Source organism: Oryzomicrobium sp. (assembly GCF_021287045.1).
Lineage (GTDB): Bacteria > Pseudomonadota > Gammaproteobacteria > Burkholderiales > Rhodocyclaceae > Oryzomicrobium.
In genome coordinates, this window is record NZ_JAJTBG010000008.1 from 68330 (window position 1) to 85047 (window position 16718).

General features: G+C 66.1%; 15 protein-coding genes. 11 read left to right on the plus strand and 4 right to left on the minus strand.

Annotated features, from left to right (window positions below; translation table 11 throughout):
- From coaE to LWW89_RS10495, 6 genes are all read left to right on the plus strand, one after another.
- Positions 1-660 (plus strand): dephospho-CoA kinase, encoded by a 660-nt coding sequence (coaE, locus tag LWW89_RS10470; protein WP_293263931.1) that lies wholly within the window; start codon positions 1-3, stop codon positions 658-660.
- 141 nt (positions 661-801) lie between these two features.
- Positions 802-1557: a cell division protein ZapD gene (gene zapD / locus LWW89_RS10475; protein WP_293263932.1), complete on the plus strand. Its 756-nt coding sequence runs from the start codon at positions 802-804 to the stop codon at positions 1555-1557.
- Positions 1558-1913: 356 nt separating this feature from the next.
- Complete coding sequence (locus tag LWW89_RS10480; RefSeq protein ID WP_293263933.1) at positions 1914-3545, plus strand: methyl-accepting chemotaxis protein; 1632 nt, start codon at positions 1914-1916, stop codon at positions 3543-3545.
- A gap of 10 nt (positions 3546-3555) precedes the next feature.
- On the plus strand, positions 3556-3756 hold the full coding sequence (locus LWW89_RS10485; RefSeq protein WP_293263934.1) for a DNA gyrase inhibitor YacG: 201 nt from the start codon (positions 3556-3558) through the stop codon (positions 3754-3756).
- Between the two features lie 164 nt (positions 3757-3920).
- Positions 3921-4613 carry an MgtC/SapB family protein gene (locus tag LWW89_RS10490; RefSeq protein ID WP_293263935.1) on the plus strand — a complete coding sequence of 231 codons (693 nt, stop codon included), beginning with the start codon at positions 3921-3923 and terminating at the stop codon, positions 4611-4613.
- A gap of 33 nt (positions 4614-4646) precedes the next feature.
- Entirely contained in the window at positions 4647-5195 is a 549-nt protein-coding gene (locus LWW89_RS10495) for a GNAT family N-acetyltransferase (RefSeq protein ID WP_293263936.1), read from the plus strand.
- Positions 5196-5356: 161 nt separating this feature from the next.
- Here the strand turns inward: LWW89_RS10495 and LWW89_RS10500 are convergent, their stop codons facing one another.
- Together LWW89_RS10500 and LWW89_RS10505 are read right to left on the minus strand one after the other, a co-directional pair.
- Positions 5357-6364, minus strand: a complete 1008-nt coding sequence (locus LWW89_RS10500) for a Nudix family hydrolase (protein ID WP_365781437.1) — start codon at positions 6362-6364, stop codon at positions 5357-5359.
- Complete coding sequence (locus LWW89_RS10505; RefSeq protein ID WP_293263937.1) at positions 6361-7383, minus strand: ATP-binding protein; 1023 nt, start codon at positions 7381-7383, stop codon at positions 6361-6363. Before LWW89_RS10505 ends, LWW89_RS10500 begins: the two co-directional genes overlap by 4 nt.
- 80 nt (positions 7384-7463) lie before the next feature.
- Between LWW89_RS10505 and LWW89_RS10510 the strand changes: the two genes are divergently transcribed.
- The 4 genes from LWW89_RS10510 to LWW89_RS10525 all read left to right on the plus strand — a co-directional run bounded on the left by LWW89_RS10510 (position 7464) and on the right by LWW89_RS10525 (position 14093).
- Complete coding sequence (locus LWW89_RS10510) at positions 7464-8699, plus strand: murein transglycosylase A (protein WP_293263938.1); 1236 nt, start codon at positions 7464-7466, stop codon at positions 8697-8699.
- Positions 8700-8932: 233 nt separating this feature from the next.
- Positions 8933-10135 (plus strand): ammonium transporter, encoded by a 1203-nt coding sequence (locus LWW89_RS10515; RefSeq protein ID WP_293263939.1) that lies wholly within the window; start codon positions 8933-8935, stop codon positions 10133-10135.
- Between the two features lie 423 nt (positions 10136-10558).
- A complete protein-coding gene (locus LWW89_RS10520) occupies positions 10559-11578 on the plus strand; it encodes an ATP-binding protein (protein ID WP_293263940.1) in 1020 nt (339 codons plus the stop codon).
- A gap of 13 nt (positions 11579-11591) precedes the next feature.
- On the plus strand, positions 11592-14093 hold the full coding sequence (locus tag LWW89_RS10525; protein WP_293263941.1) for a S8 family peptidase: 2502 nt from the start codon (positions 11592-11594) through the stop codon (positions 14091-14093).
- A gap of 384 nt (positions 14094-14477) precedes the next feature.
- On the opposite strand, the gene LWW89_RS10530 is transcribed toward LWW89_RS10525, so the two are convergent.
- Positions 14478-14942, minus strand: coding sequence for a hypothetical protein (locus LWW89_RS10530; RefSeq protein WP_293263942.1), 465 nt, complete (start codon positions 14940-14942; stop codon positions 14478-14480).
- Entirely contained in the window at positions 14939-15484 is a 546-nt protein-coding gene (locus LWW89_RS10535) for a S8 family serine peptidase (protein WP_293263943.1), read from the minus strand. The genes LWW89_RS10530 and LWW89_RS10535 overlap by 4 nt, the downstream gene beginning before the upstream one ends.
- A 164-nt stretch (positions 15485-15648) precedes the next feature.
- On the opposite strand from LWW89_RS10535, the gene LWW89_RS10540 reads away from it, so the two are divergent.
- On the plus strand, positions 15649-16707 hold the full coding sequence (locus LWW89_RS10540; RefSeq protein ID WP_293263944.1) for a DMT family transporter: 1059 nt from the start codon (positions 15649-15651) through the stop codon (positions 16705-16707).
- The last annotated feature ends 11 nt before the right edge of the window (positions 16708-16718 follow it).

The following is a 16718-nucleotide window of genomic DNA, read 5'->3' on the forward strand; positions in this document are numbered from 1 at the left end:
ATGGCCAGCGCGCCCTCCCCCTTCGTCGTCGGCCTCACCGGCGGCATCGGCAGCGGCAAGAGCGCCGTGGCCGAGCGCTTCGCCGCCAGGGGCGCAGCGGTGGTGGATACCGACGCCATCGCCCACGCCCTGACCGGCCCCGGCGGCGCGGCCATGGCCGCCATCGGCGCTGCCTTCGGCTCTGGGGTGGTGCGCGCCGACGGCGCCCTGGACCGGCCGGCGATGCGCCGCCTGGCTTTCGCCGACCCGGCCGCCCGGCAGCGCCTCGAAGCCATCCTTCACCCCCTCATCCGGGCCGAGAGCGACCGTCAGGCCAAGACCACTGCGGACCATCCCTACGTGCTGCTGGTGGTGCCCCTGCTGGTGGAATCGGGCACCTACCGGGAACGCTGCCAGCGCATCCTGGTGGTGGATTGCCCGGAAGCGGTCCAGATCGCCCGGGTCATGGCGCGCAACGGCCTGGCCGAGGCCGAGGTCCGCGCCATCCTGGCCGCCCAGGCCAGCCGGGCCGAGCGGCTGGCCGCCGCCGACGACGTGATCGTCAACGACGGCGCCCTGGAGGCCCTCGAACCCCGGATCGACGCCCTGGACCGGGACTACCGCCGCCTGGCCGCGGCTCTGGCCGGCGACAACCGGGGCCGACTTCATGGAACGTGTTGAGATTTCCCCGCAACTGGGCCAGAATTCAGGGACTTTTTCCCTGGATGCCGCATCGGCGCTGATTTTCCGCCGGGCCGCGCCCTCCGTTCCGAACCCTTCGGCATAGTCCAGCGCCATCTCATTCCAGGCTCCCTTCCGGTCGTGATCACCTACGAATACCCCTTCAACGAGCGGATCCGCACCCTGCTGCGCCTGGAAGACCTGTTCGAGAAGACGAGCCACTTCATCGCCCACCAGGGCCACCAGGAGCACCACGTCGCCCTAGTCACCCTGTTCGACATCCTGGAAACCGCGTCCCGGGCCGATCTCAAGCTCGACCTGATCCAGGAACTGGAACGGCAACGCCAGACCCTGCTGGCCTTCCGCAACAACCCGGAAATCTCCGAAGAGGCCCTGTCCGGCGCCCTCTACGAAATCGAGCAGGCCTCCGCCGCCCTGCTCGCCATGACCGGCCGCATCGGCCAGCACCTGCGCGACAACGAATGGCTGATGGGCATCAAGAGCCGCGCCGCCATCCCCGGCGGAGTATGCGAGTTCGACGTGCCCTCCTACCACTTCTGGCTGCACCACCCGGCGGAAACCCGCCGCGCCGCCCTGGAAGGCTGGACCCGCCCCTTCCTGCCCCTGCGCGACGCCCTCACCATCGTGCTGCGCCTGCTGCGCGCCTCGGGCCGGCCCGACCACTTCGTCGCCAAGTCCGGCGCCTTCCAGCTCATGCTCGGCGGCAGCTCGGCCCAGATGGTGCGCCTGCGCCTCGCCCACGAGATGGCGGTGATCCCCGAGATCAGCGCCAACAAGTACGCCCTCAATGTCCGCTTCGCCTGCCCGGACGGCAGCCTGCGCCCGCGCCACACCGATCAGGACGTGGATTTCGAGATGACCTTCTGCAACCTCTGAGCGTCTCATCCCGCCGATCGCCCCAAGCCCCGCCCCACGCGGGGCTTTTCGTTTATACGGCCCCGGGCCGCCTGCCGTCAGCCTCCCGCCGGTGGTGCCGCGCCCCCATCCGGCACGCATAGGCCAGCGGCACGACGGCGCCGCTTGCGGGGTATTTCTCCACCACCACCGGCTTATCCCTTTTCTTCATACGGTTAAATTCTTTCGGAATATCAGGGATTTCCACTAGCCGCTACCTCTGGAAAAAAGGTGGAAAGGCTTTTACCATCGGCCATTCGCAGGCAGGGCGCCCGTACCCCGGGCGCACGAAAATCACCAAGCATCTGCCCGCCCACCCCCCTTAGGAGGACAGTCCCATGGGTAAATTGGCCGTCAAGACCAAGCTTTTCCTCGGATTCGGCGTCATTGTCGCCATTTTCATCGTCGTCATCGCCATCACCGGGCGCAACCTGGCGCGCCTCGAGGACGCCAACCAACTGAGCGAGCACACCTACAACGTGATCGTGAACGTGGAAGGCATCAAGGAAGCCCTGATCAGCATGGAAGCCGGCGCCCAGGGTTACGCCCTGGCCGGCCAGCCCGAGTTCCTGACCCCGCTCAACCACGGCCGGGAACGCTTCAAGACCCTGATCGACGAAACCAAGAAGCTCACCGAGGGCAACACCGCCCAGCAGGACCGGCTGGCCAGCCTGGAAGTGTCGGCGATCAAGTGGTCCAACCTGGCGGTGGCGCCGATGGTCGAGATGCGCGACGACATCAGCTCCGGCTACGGCAAGCTCACCGACCTGGAAACCCTGGTGGCCTCGGGCCGCGGCCGGGAGCGACTGGAGGCGATGCGCACCCTGCTCCAGGAAATCGCCGACGAGGAGCGGGGCCGCCTGGCCGACCAGACCAGCGAGCTGGCCGAGCTGCGCAAGATGACCAACTGGACCCTGGTCGGCAGCGGCCTGCTCACCGCCCTGATCGCCGCCTTCGTCGCCATCACCGTTTCCACCAGCATCGCCAACCGGCTGCGCCGCGCCGTGCAGGTGGCCGAGGCCACCGCCCGGGGCGACCTGACCGTGGCGGTACGGCGCGAGGGCGACGACGAGATCGGCGCCCTGCTGCAAGCCATCGCCGACATGCAGCAGCGGCTGCGCACCATGCTCACCGACATCGCCGCCAACGCCGCCACGGTGGCCAGCTCGGCCCACCAGATCAACGCCGCCGCCGGCGAGCTGGAGCAGTCCTCGGTAAACCAGAGCGAGGCCTCGTCGGCCATGGCCGCGGGCATGGAGCAGCTCACCGTGAGCGTGAACCACGTGGCCAGCAGCGCCGGCGAATCCGCCACCATCGCCCAGGAGTCGGGCAGCATTGCCCAGACCGGCAGCGAGGTGATCGAACGCACCGTCGGCCGCATCCAGCAGATCGCCGACACAGTCACCGCCGCCGCCCAGGACATCGTCGAGCTGGAGCGCCGCTCCGGCGAGATTTCGTCCATCGTCGGCGTCATCCAGGAAATCGCCGAGCAGACCAACCTGCTGGCCCTCAACGCCGCCATCGAGGCGGCCCGAGCCGGCGAGGCCGGGCGCGGCTTCGCCGTGGTGGCCGACGAGGTGCGCAAGCTGGCCGAGCGCACCGCCACCTCGACCCGGGAAATCGCCGACATGATCGGCCAGATCCAGCAGGGCACCCGCCAGGCGGTGGCCAACATGCAGGCCAGCCTGGATCAGGTGACCGAGGGCCGCGACCTGGCCGCCGAGGCCGGCTCGGCCATCGCCCGCATCCGCGAAGGCTCCGAGGCGGTGCTGGCCCACGTCCAGGAAATCTCCTCGGCTCTCAAGGAGCAGAGCAGCGCCGCCAACGACGTGGCCGGCAATGTGGAGCGCATCGCCCAGATGGCCGAGGACAACAACCGCTCGGTCAAGGAAACCGCCCAGACCGCCCAGTCCCTGGAAGCCCTGGCCGACGGCCTGCGCGCCTCGGTGGCCCGCTTCAAGCTGGCGTAAGATGGCGGGCATGAGCACGACCACCGCCACCGCCCGTCCCAAGGTTCCCTGCCCCAGCTGCGGCAAGGAGCAGGAATGGTCGCCGGACAACCCCTGGCGCCCCTTCTGCTCCGAGCGCTGCAAGCTGATCGACCTGGGCGCCTGGGCCACCGAAAGCTACCGGGTTCCGGTCGCCGAAAACGACGCGGGCCTGGAAGAACCGCCCGCCTGATATTCGGCACCGCCCGCCCCATCCCCGGGGCCGGGCGCAGCAGCGCAGCACGGGCCGCTCTGGCAGCGGCCCGTAGCTTTTTGGGGCAGGGCCAGCAGCCCCACCGCCCCAACCACCACCCCGGCCGGCGCCGCGCCGGCCCACCCGTGAGGAGGATTCGCCCCATGGACGCAGACATCCCCGAAATCGCCCTGCATCTGGTCGGCGCCCTGGGGGCCGGCGGCATCATCGGCCTGGAGCGCAGCTACCACGCCCGCCCCGCCGGTTTCCGCACCCACACCCTGGTGTGCCTCGCCTCCAGCCTGCTGATGCTGGTCACCCTCTACCAGTGGAAGTGGCTGCCCGGCGTGCCCCTGGACACGGTGCGCACCGACCCGACCCGCATGGCCCAGGGCATCATGACCGGCATCGGCTTCCTCGGCGCCGGGGTGATCTTCAAGGAGGGCCTGAGCGTGCGCGGCCTGACCACCGCCGCCTCGATCTGGATCACCGCCGCCGTGGGCATTCTCATCGGCGTGGGCTTCTACTTCCCCGCCGTGCTCGCCACCCTGCTCACCCTGGGCGTCCTCTCCGCCTTCCGCTGGATCGAGGCGCGCATGCCGTCCCACGCCTACGCCCACCACGCCCTGCGCTTCGACCGGGACGCGGCCATGACCGAGGGCGACGTACGCGCCATGCTCGAAGCCCATGGATTCACCATCGCCAACATGAGCTACCGGGTGTCCGACGACGGCCAATCCTTCGAATACCGCATGGTCATCCGCACCACCGACCCGGCCAACACCTCGCACCTCGCCGACACCCTGCGCCGCCAGCCCCTGGTGCGCGCCTTCCGCATCTCGCCCACCGGCGACTGAGACCGGCCGCGCCCGCAACCCCGTTCAGCCCAAATGACCATGCTTCCTGCCGTCCTCGAAACCGACCGCCTGATCCTGCGCCAGTGGCGGGATGCCGACCGGGCGCCCTTTGCCGCCCTGTGCGCCGACCCCGAGGTGATGGCCTGCTTTCCCGCCCCCCTGACCCGGACCGAGAGCGACGCCATGGTGGACCGCTGCACCGACCTGATCGCCGAGCGGGGCTGGGGCCCGTGGGCCGTGGAGGCCAAGGCCGCGGGCACCTGCATCGGCCTGATCGGGCTGCACGTGCCGGCGGCCACCCTGCCCTTTTCCCCCTGCGTCGAGATCAGCTGGCGGCTGGCCCGGGCGTGGTGGGGCCAGGGCCTGGCCAGCGAAGGCGCCCGGGCCGCCCTGGGGTTCGGCTTTGGGGAACTTGGCCTGGACGAGATCGTGGCCTTCACCACCCTGGCCAACGTCCGCTCCCAGGCGCTGATGGCGCGGCTGGGCATGGCCCGGGACGACGCGGGGGACTTCGACCACCCCGCCCTGCCCACCGGCCATCCGCTGCTGCGCCACTGCCTGTACCGCCTGCCGCGCCGGTAGTGGCAGGCCGAAGCGACGGCCTGAAGCCGGTAGGCGGCACCTCGCATCCATTGGAGCTTGCAACCGCAAAGCGCGGTGCCTGCGCCCCTGCGGGCGGCAGCGCGGGCAGGCAAAAGAAAAGGGCCGCGACATCGCGGCCCTTCTTCCTTCCGATCGGCGCCTCACCAGCCGCGCAGGGCGGCCACGCCGTGGGCGTTGGCGGCCCGGGCCGCCGGCAGGTCGGCGGCGCTCAAGCCGCCCAGCCCATAGACCGGGATCGGGCTCTCCGCCACCAGTTCGGCAAAACGCGCCCAGCCCAGGGGCGCCGTCCCCGGGTGGCTGGCGGTGGGGGCCACCGGCCCCAGCACGGCGAACTGGCAACCCAGGGCGATGGCAGCGTCCAGCTCCGCCGCGTCGTGGCAGGATGCGGCCACCAGGGGCATGTCCGGCCGGGCGGCCGCGGCACGCAGGGCGGACGAGGACAGATGCACCCCGTCGGCGCCCACCGACCGGGCCAGTTGCACATCGTCGTTGACCAGCACCCGGCCGCCGGCGGCATGGACCCGGGCCACCACGGCGGCAGCGAAATCGCGCCGCGCCGCCGCGTCCAGAGCGCCATCCTTCTCGCGCACCTGGACCAGGCGCAGGCCGCCGGCCAGGGCCGCATCGAGGCGGGCCAGCTCCGCCGCCACGCCGCGCGCGCCGGCGTTGGTGACGGCGTAGACCTCGGGCAGCCCCAGGGCCTCCAGGATCGGCCCGTTGGCGGGCAGCACCGGCGCCACCGCAGTCGGGGCGCCCAGGGGCGTCCAGGCCACCGCGTCGTGCTCGACGGCGTGGATGTCGCCGTCGGCGGCGCCCCCCTCCCAGGCGGTCACCTTGAAAAACTTGAGGCGCACCGAGGCGTGGGGGTATTCGAAGCGGCGGGTGATCCAGGGGGTGGCCGCGGTGACGGTGATGGCCATCTCCTCCTGCAACTCCCGCACCAGGCACTGGGCGTCGGTTTCGCCCCGTTCCACCTTGCCGCCGGGAAACTCCCACCAGCCGGCGTAGACCTTACCCTCGGGACGCCGGGCGAGCAGGAACTCGGTGCCGGCCGGCCCCTGGCGCAGCAGCACCGCCGCCGCCACGTGGGTGACCGGGCGCGGCGCAGCGGCGTCGGTGCTGGCGGCGGTTGCGGCGCCGTCGCTCACTTGCGCCCCCCAGCGGCACGGGGGGCGGGCTTGGCGGGCGCTTTCGCAGCGGTTTTTGGGGCGGGCTTGGCTGCCGGCTTGGCGGCGGCGACCTTGCGGTGGGCGGCGTAGTCCTTGGCGAACTGCCAGCCCACCCGGCCGGAGCGGGAACCGCGGCCCAGGGCCCAGTTGAGAGCGTCCCGCTCGGCGGCGGCGATTTCCGCCGGGGTCAGGCCGAAGTAGCCCAGCCAGTGGTTGACGATGTTCAGGTAGGCGTCCTGGTCGAAGGGGTAGAAGGACACCCACAGGCCGAAGCGCTCGGACAGGGAAACCTTTTCCTCCACCGCCTCGCCGGGATGGATCTCGCCGTCCACCACCTTGGTCTCGGCGTTCTCCGAGAAATACTCGGGCATCAGGTGGCGGCGGTTGGAGGTGGCGTAGATCAGCACGTTGGCCGGCACGTCGGCCAGGGAGCCGTCGAGCACCGACTTCAACGCCTTGTAGGCCACCTCGCCGGTCTCGAAGGACAGGTCGTCGCAGAACACCAGGAACTTCTCGGGACGATGCGCCACCTGGGCGACGATGGCGGGCAGATCCACCAGATCGGCCTTGTCCACCTCGATGCCGCGCAGGCCGCGTCCGGCGTATTCGTTGAGCAGGGCGCGCACCAGGGACGACTTGCCGCAGCCCCGGGTGCCGGTCATCAACACGTTGTTGGCGGGCTTGCCGGCGAGGAACTGGCGGGTGTTGGCGACCACCCGGGCCTTCTGTTCGTCGATGTCGCGCAGGTCGGCCAGGCGCATCGGCGCCAGGCGCTTCACCGCTTCCAGCCGGCCGGTGTGGCCCAGGCCGCCGGTCTTGACCCAGCGAAAGGCCGGGGCGGACCAGTCGGGCTCGGCGGGCACCGGCGGCAGCAGGGGTTCCAGCCGGGCCAGGACGCTTTCGGCCCGGGCCAGGAAGGCCAGCAGGGGATCGACGGGAGCCGCGGCGGGGGCGGCGGGAAGGGCTGATTTCTTGGCGGCAGCGGTCACTCGGGCCATGGTGTCAGGTGTGCTATCGAATGGAATCGGGTTGGTCGGGCCCGCCGGGACGGCATTTTCGACGGGGGTATACTTCACGAATGCGACACATTAGCCGAATCCCCGCCCCCCTCCAACGCCCGGGCGCCCGCCGCGGCGGTGCCGTCCTGGCGGCCGCCGGCGCACTGGCCGCCCTGCTCCTTGCCGGCTGCGCCACCCAGGCGCCGGTCCCCTGCCCGGTGTGCCCCGGCGAAAAGGCCGCCGTTCCGGCGCCTCCCGCCGCCCCGCCCCTGCAACCGGCCCGCTTCGACGATCTGCCGGGCTGGCAGGACGACGACCTGGCGGCGGCCTGGCCTGGCCTCCTCAACTCCTGCAAGGGCATGAAGTCGCGCCGCGACTGGCCCCTGTGGCGCGGCGCCTGCGAAGAAGCGGCCACCCTGGGCACGCCGGATAGCGCCACCGCGCGGCGCTTCTTCGAATCCCGCTTCACCCCGTGGCGGCTGGTCAACCCCGACGGCGCCGACAACGGCCTGATCACCGGCTACTACGAACCCATGCTCAACGGCAGCCGGCAACGGATCAGCCCGAACCAGCACCCAGTGCTGCCGGTGCCTGCCGACCTGCTCACCATCGAGCTTTCCGATGTTTTCCCCGAGTTGAAGAACCTGCGCCTGCGCGGCCGGCTGCAAGGCAACAAGGTGGTGCCCTACTGGTCCCGCGCCGAGCTGGCGCCCCGGGAAGCCAAGATGGGCGAGAAGGCCATCGCCTGGGTGGACGACCCGATCGAGCTGTTCTTCCTGCAAATCCAGGGATCGGGCCGGGTCAAGCTGCCGGACGGCTCCCTGCTGCGCGTCGGCTACGCCGACCAGAACGGCCACCCCTACCAGTCCATCGGCCGGGTGCTGATCGAGCGGGGCGAGCTGAAGCCGGAGCAGGCCAGCATGCAGGGCATCCAGGGCTGGGCCCGGGCCAATCCGACCAAGGTCCAGGCCCTGCTCAACGAGAACCCCAGCTACGTGTTCTTCCGCGAGCTGAAGAACGCCGACGGCGGCCCCATCGGCGCCCTGGGCGTGCCCCTGAGCGATGCCCGCAGCCTGGCGGTGGACCCGCGCACCACGCCCTTGGGCGCCCCGGTCTTCCTCGCCACCAGCTGGCCCAACGAGGAGCGCCCCCTCAACCGCCTGATGCTCGCCCAGGACACCGGCGGCGCCATCAAGGGCGTGGTGCGCGCCGACTTCTTCTGGGGCTTCGGCCCGGACGCCGGCAGCCTGGCCGGGCGGATGAAGCAGAAGGGCCGAATGTGGGTGCTGCTGCCCCCGGGAGCCGGCCCTCGCTGACACAGGCGCAGGTGGACGCAGGCAGGCGTAGGCGGCGGCGCACGGCCTCCCGCGCCGCCGCCCAAATCGGTGCAAGGCGCACCGATTTGGGTCGAAACCCTGCCTGGCGCACCATTTAAGGGACGTCAGCCCGGCGTCAAAAACCCAAGCCGCTGATCATAAACGGGTTTTGCTGCGCCCCCGGCCTGGAACAACAATTGCAGAGGCGGTGCATCCGTTTTATGGGAGGCACCATGGAGAACCATCAGTCCGCATCGGACACCCTTTTCATTTTGCTGGGCGCCATCATGGTGCTCGCCATGCACGCCGGCTTCGCCTTTCTCGAACTGGGCACCGTGCGCAAGAAGAACCAGGTCAACGCCCTGGTCAAAATCCTGGCCGACTTCGCCGTATCGACCATCGCCTACTTCTTCGTCGGCTACGGCATCGCCTACGGGGTGCATTTCTTCCAGGGCGCCGAGACCCTCACCCTGGACCACGGTTTCGGGCTGACCAAGTTCTTCTTCCTGCTCACCTTCGCCGCCGCCATTCCCGCCATCATCTCCGGCGGCATCGCCGAGCGGGCCAAGTTCAACCCCCAGCTGGCCGCCACCTTCTGCCTGGTGGGCTTCGTCTACCCCTTCTTCGAAGGCATCGCCTGGAACCAGGCCTTCGGCATCCAGGACTGGCTGAAAGCCAGCTTCGGCGCCGAGTTCCACGACTTCGCCGGCTCGGTGGTGGTGCACGCCATGGGCGGCTGGCTGGCCCTGCCCGCCGTGCTGCTGCTCGGCGCCCGGCGCGGCCGCTACAGCAAGGACGGCGCTATCTCGGCCCACCCGCCCTCCTCCATCCCCTTCCTCGCCCTGGGCGCCTGGATCCTGGCGGTGGGCTGGTTCGGCTTCAACGTCATGAGCGCCCAGACCCTGGACAAGATTTCCGGCCTGGTGGCGATCAATTCCCTGATGGCCATGGTCGGCGGCACCCTGGCCGCCCTGGTGTTAGGCAAGAACGACCCGGGCTTCGTCCATAACGGCCCCCTGGCCGGCCTGGTGGCGGTGTGCGCCGGTTCCGACGTGATGCACCCGATGGGTGCGCTGGTCACCGGCCTGGTCGCCGGCGCCCTGTTCGTCTACATGTTCACCCTCACCCAGAACCGCTGGAAGATCGACGACGTGCTCGGCGTGTGGCCCCTGCACGGCCTGTGCGGCGCCTGGGGCGGCCTGGCCTGCGGCATCTTCGGGGCCCCCGCCCTGGGCGGCGTCGGCGGCGTGGCCTTCCTGCCCCAACTGCTGATGACCCTCCTCGCCATCGCCGTCGCCCTGGCCGGCTCCGCCCTCGTGTACGGCACCCTGCGCGCCACCCTCGGCCTACGCCTCGACCCGGAAGACGAGTACAACGGTGCCGACCTGTCGATCCACAAGATTACTGCTACCCCGGAACGGGAAAGTTTGTGGTGATTCTTTGTGGCAGTGTTTCCGGACAATAGTTTCTTGAAATGAAATGAAAAATCTTGAAACATAAGGAAAACAACGAGATAGCTATCTCACCGCAACAGCAGACTGATTGCAATAAACAAAGTCTGTCGGACAGTAAATGATCAAAGCCCGGCGAATGCCGGGCTTTGTGTTTCTGGAGCTTCCGGTCTTCGGCCATTGCGGTCGTTGGGGATGGCGAGGATGTAAGGCCGGTGTCGGGAAAATTGCTGTCGTTGGCAGCCTGGATGCCCTGAACGTCAGCTTTCCCGAGCGACGCACGCGAACTCCCGACCCAAAGCTGAAGTGGCGTTCTCGAGACCCAACGACAGCAATGCAGCGGGAACGGTCGATGGTTGGGCTGAAACAGCAACAACTTTGGCGACTGCGATTGAGCAGGCCTGCAGAATGCGAGACAATGGCGCGATTATGGCGAACGGCAATCAACTCAAAGCATTGCTGCGTTCTCACGCGGAGGGCGACGATCGCCACTTTTACTCGGTGGCCATGCAGATGGCCGCCCATGAGGCGAAGCAAGGTCACGGAAAGTTGGCCGAAGAGTTGCGCGAACTGATCGATGCCGCAAAGGCCCGCCGCAACGCCAGCAGCGGGGATGGCGCAATCCCGATTGCAAGGCCGAAAGGCGAGCTTGCAGGGCTGCTTAACGTCTCCTACCCCTCGCGCCGGTTGAGCGACATGGTGCTGTCCGAGTCGTTGCAGCAGAGCCTCCAACGCGTGCTCAAAGAGCAAAGACATCTGTCGAAGTTGCGCAGCCACGGCCTGTACCCGCGGCGCAAGCTGCTGCTCGTCGGCCCGTCGGGTACCGGCAAGACGATGACCGCCTCGGCACTCGCCGGCGAACTAGGCATCCCGCTGTTCGTGGTTCGTCTGGACTCGCTCATCACGAAGTACATGGGGGAGACAGCAGCAAAGCTTCGTCAAGTCTTCGACGCTGTGGTGTCCACTCGAGGCGTCTACTTCTTCGACGAGTTTGATGCGATTGGCAGCCAGCGTGGAATGGCGAACGATGTGGGCGAAATCCGCCGGATCTTGAACAGCTTCCTGCTCATGATTGAGCAGGACGATTCCAACAGCGTGATTGTCGCAGCGACCAACCACCCGGACATTCTGGACGAAGCACTCTTCAGGCGCTTCGACGACGTGGTCGAGTACCACGCGCCGTCTAAGGTGGAGGTGCAGGCGCTGCTGCGGCTACGCCTAGCTGTCTACGTCAAGTCGAAGAAGGACCTCGCAGACCTGGCAACAGATGCAGCCGGCTTAAGCCATGCGGAGATCGCGCGGGCGATCGACGATGCGATCAAAGAGGCCGTGATGCACGATCAGGAGATTATCCCGACCGAAGCGCTGCGCGCCCTGTTGCAGCAGCGCCAGGCAGTGCGCCGCCGCACGGCTGGCTGCAAAGAGTAAGCCATCATTTTGCATGGCCACAGAGAACCATCAGCGGCGCCCGCATCTCTTTCCGCAGGACACGCGCTCCACTGAGGGGTACACCGCTAAGAAGGCTGTCGTCGTCAAAGCCGCAGTACCGCATCAGCCCCGTGTGCAACATGCGCAGGAGTTGCACACCCAGTTTGCACAGGTAGAGGCGGCTCAGCTGCAGCTGGTGGCCGAGCAGAAGGCCGCAAAAGTACAGACAGCAATCGGCATCCTGATCGAGTTCGAGAGCCAACAGGGGGTTGAGTTGGCAGCCGAGAGCTTGGCCCGCGATCGTCAGGGCATTGAACTCATGAACGTACGGAAGCAAGGTAACCAGGTGCTGGCTACCGTTTTCGTGCCCCAGGGAAAGCTGACGCACTTTGAAAGGCTGATCGAAGCCTACGCCGAACACCGAACCGGTGCTGGCGGTCGTTCTCTCGACAACCAGTCGTTGATTGATGCGATCCGCTCGGTGCGTGTCGCCACGTTCGACTCCCTGTGGACAGACAGCGCCGGGGCACTGCCGGCCAACGACGCCGAGGCAATCTGGTGGGAAGCGTGGCTTCCCGCCGGTGACAACCGGCCGCAAGTCATCGAAGACTTCCGCAAGGTAGGTGAACTGGCGGGGCTACTTATACGGGAGCGAGCGCTGCACTTTCCGGAGCGTTCGGTCGTGCAGATGTACGGTAGCAAGGCGCAGTTGCTTCAATCCTCGTTGGTACTCAACATGGTAGCCGAGCTGCGTCGAGCAAAGACGACCGCTGAGTTCTTCGCTGCACTACCGCAGGAAGAAGAAGCTGAGTGGACCGGGAACCTGCAAGACCGTCTCATGTTGCAGCATGCGGGTAACTCGTACGTCACTTTGCTGGATACCGGCGTCAATCATGGGCACCCCCTGCTGGCTCCGATGGTCGCCGACGGTGATCGCCACACCGTGGAGCCTGGTTGGGGACACGATGATACCAATGGTCATGGCACCGAACTTGCGGGTTTGGCATTGTTCGGTGACCTGACACCGGCGCTTTCGGACAATGGTGCGCTGTCCGTGCCGCATCGCCTTGAATCAGTGAAGATCCTACAGGGACCAGGCGACAACGACGGTCAGTCCTACGGCGCGATAACGGCGGAAGCCGTAGCACGTGTTGAAATTACAGCTCAGGACCGCCGCCGCGTGTTCGCGATGGCAGTGTCGTCCACTGACGGCCGTGATCGAGGGCGCCCTTCGTCGTGGTCTGCTGAGGTCGACCGTCTCGCCTTCGACTGCGAGGGTCAGGGGGAGACCCCGCGCCTATTTGTGATCTGCGCGGGGAACACGCAGGATCCCAATGCCTGGGGTGACTACCCGGCCAGCCTCTCGACGAACCTAGTGCACGATCCCGGGCAGGCTTGGAATGCGCTCACGGTGGGTGCGTACTCTGAGCTCACGACGATCTCTGAGGCCTTCGGCCACGAGTATGTCCCGATCGCGGCAGCCGGTGGGCTGAGCCCATACACGACAACATCGTCGACCTGGCAGCCAGGCTGGCCGTTCAAACCCGACATCGTGATGGAAGGCGGCAATGCGGCGGTCGATGGGACTGGCTTCACAAGCCAGATGGATAGCCTGTCGCTTCTGACAACCAATTACCAACCCCACGACCGCCTTTTCACGTTGAGTTGGGCGACCAGTGCATCCACTGCCCTGGCTGCGGGCATGGCCGCTCGGATTCAGGCCGCGTATCCCAACTTTTGGCCAGAGACCATTCGAGCGCTGATGGTCCACTCGGCGCGATGGACGCAGCCGATGCTCAACGCTTACACCCCGAACGGGCTTCGCAACCAGGCCAATATGCGACAGCTGCTCCGGCATTGCGGCTACGGCGTTCCCAGTTTGGAGCGGGCATTGTATAGCGCGAGCAACTCGCTCACGTTGATCGTCCAGGACCAGTTGCAGCCGTACCAGAAGGTGGGCTCGACGGTCCGTACCCGCGATATGCATCTGCACGACCTGCCCTGGCCGACCGAGCTGCTTCAGGAGCTGGGCGACGCGCAAGTGACGCTTCGGGTCACGCTCTCGTACTTCATTGAGCCGAACCCTGGCGAGCGCGGCGGCATCGACAAGTATGCGTACCAGTCGCACGCGTTGCGATTCGCGGTGCGGCGCCCCTTGGAAACCGAGGCTTCCTTTCGGCGCCGCATCAATGCCCAAGCGGTAGCCGCAGAGCAAGTGCTTCCCGCGGCCGGTGGCGCCGACGTCGGCTGGACCATCGGTGAGCGCACGCGTGCTCGCGGCTCACTCGTAAGCGATAGCTGGAGAGGAACCGCCGCTGCGCTCGCCAACCGTGGACAGTTGGCAGTCTTTCCTGCGCTGGGATGGTGGCGAAATCGCCCGAGCCACGGGCGGTTCGACCGGGCGGCCAGGTACAGCCTCGTTGTGTCGATCGAGGCGCCTGAGATCCAGCAGGACCTCTATGCGAGAGTCGCACAGCAGATTGCGGCACCGGTCGCAATCGAGATCCCGATCTGAGCTACAGGTTGCTGAACTCTTCTCATACCTGGCAGCGTCTCTATGCGCGAGAGTCAGCTTCCCTTTTCGGCGAAATGCTGCTTTAGGTCGGAAGCCAGCCTATCTAGATAGTTGTACCTTCGAAGATACCAATGGCCGGTCTGAAGTCATAACCTGCCATTTTCATTGAGAGGGTCTGACGGCAGTTTCGGCCGAGATGCGGCCGGACAACGACGACTCGGAACGACCTGCTTAGCTTGGGTGGATTGGGAAGGCATAACCAAAGGTTGTGATGAGAAATGTTGCAAGTAAATCAGGGAGAGCTGGTGTCGGCGCCAGCGCCCGATAGCCAACAGTTCTCCCGAGCCACTTTTGCAGCAAAAGTCCCATGGGTTCGTGACAGCCTTACACCCGGACAGGAATTGCCAGTCTGGATTCCAAAGCCTGGAGAGGACCATGCGCAGCCAGAATGTCCTCGTAGATGTTGAGGTGCTTGGGGGCCTTCAACGTCAGCACCAACGCATAGGGGATCAGTGTGGCGTCGCCTCGGTAGGCATTTCCGGCGCCAGCTCTGGCGTTGTAATGGATATCAAAGGTCGATCCCTTGAGGCTAGAGCCGTTGTAGTTCTGCTTCCCATGGAGAACGGTTTCCCACTTTGCCAAATCATTCCGTTGCTCTTGCTCCGTCCGCCATTCGCTGGCTGGGAAGAATGAATCCATTTTGGGGTTCTTGGCGTTCTTGTTGGCCTTCTTGTCGACATGGGGCCGAAACTTAATGTCCAGTCCAGCCTTGGTATAAGCGCTAAAGTCCTGGGGATCGACCGGGCTTGCGTAGCAAAAGGTTGCTGTTAGTTCCACCCTGCCGGTCATTTGGTCGGGAGGCACGGTACCGGGGCTCTAAGGTATTTTCCCGGGTTGAGCTTTCCCTGATAAATGATCCGGGCGACTCCCTCGCCGCAGGTGATGATTTCGGTCAGGTCACTCGGGACCAGGCCCCAACCGATATCATGCGGATGCAAGCCATCCCGCGCTTCGCAGCTGTGGATCAGCAATGCCTTGATCGTCAGCGGGTGGACGTCGTCTCCCAAGAAGGCGCTGACACCTGCAGCAGATCTGAGGGCCAGAGGAGATGCGAAGCTAGTTCCCAGATTGGGCGCAATCCGCGGCGCAACGTCCGACACGGCGACGTGGAAGTATTCGCTGCCACTCCCCCCGAACGCCAAAACGTCGGGTTTGCGCCGTCCCGGGCTACGGCCGGGCCCTCTGGCACTGTAGTTTGCGCGGGCCCATTCACTCGTGGTTCTGTCGGATGCGCCGACGGTCAGCGCATTGACGCTGTCTGCCGGCACCTGAATCCGGTCAAAGCCGAGATCCTTGTCACGCTCGCCATTATTGCCGGCCGCCACAGTCATGAGCGTTTCACCATCGCTGAGCAACGAGTCAATGAGGGATGTCCAGACATGGACCTCAGTGAGTATTCGCATCAAACCTGTCACCCAGTGGCGTGAAAGCTGCCACAGTAAACCTTGGCAACTCGCTCATAACGGGATCACCCACTTCCACCCGCCCCACAGACATGATCGACCGCAGCCTTCAACGCTTCGCCTTTCTCGCCCTGTTGGCCGCCGCACTGTTCGGCGCCAGCGCACCGATTTCAAAGTTATTGCTCGCCAACATCAAGCCACTCTCGCTCGCGGGTCTGTTGTATTTGGGCAGCGGCCTAGGGCTTTTCCTGGTCTGGCTAATTCGTCGCAACAGTAGAATAGGTGCACAGGAATCACCTCTAACTTGCACTGACTTACCTTGGCTGGCCGGTGCAGTGATCAGCGGGGGCATTGCCGCTCCAGTCCTCCTGCTCTGGGGGCTTTCCGGCGTTTTTGCCTCTGATGCCTCCTTGTTGCTTTCGACAGAGGGAATGCTCACTACGCTGATTGCCGCATTCGCATTTCATGAAGCCATCGATGCCCGCGTCTGGATCGCATCGGCCCTGATGATTGCCGCCGGTGCGCTCCTGGCCTATGAGCCTGGGGCCAGCTTCGGACTGTCGTTGCATGCCCTCGCGATCATTGCCGCCTGCGGGTTATGGGGCCTCGACAACAACCTGACCCGCCCAATCTCCGGTGGTGATCCAGTGCTGATCGCCATGGTCAAAGGTTTGGTGGCCGGCAGCGTCAATCTCGCACTCGGCCAATTGACGGGCGCCCCCTGGTTCCCGATGGGGTACGCATGTGGAGCACTGCTGCTGGGAAGTCTCAGCTATGGCGCTAGCCTGCTGTGCTACATCCTAGCGCTCCGTCATCTGGGTAGTGCGCGCACAGCCGCTCATTTCGGTACTGCACCGTTCATTGGCGCCGTTCTGTCCGTTCTACTGCTCGGCGAGCCCCTGACCTTGACGCTCCTGGGAGCCGTAGTGCTCATGCTCGTCGCCACATGGCTCGTGCTGACTGAAAAACACAGCCATGCCCATACGCACAGCCCCCTGACCCACATGCATGCCCACACGCACGATGCTCATCATCAGCATCATCATGATGGCAGCGAGGGACCGGAACCCCACACCCACAAGCACCGGCACACGCCGTTGACTCACGTACACGCCCATCTACCGGACCTGCATCATCGGCATGAGCACTAATCTTCCTTGAA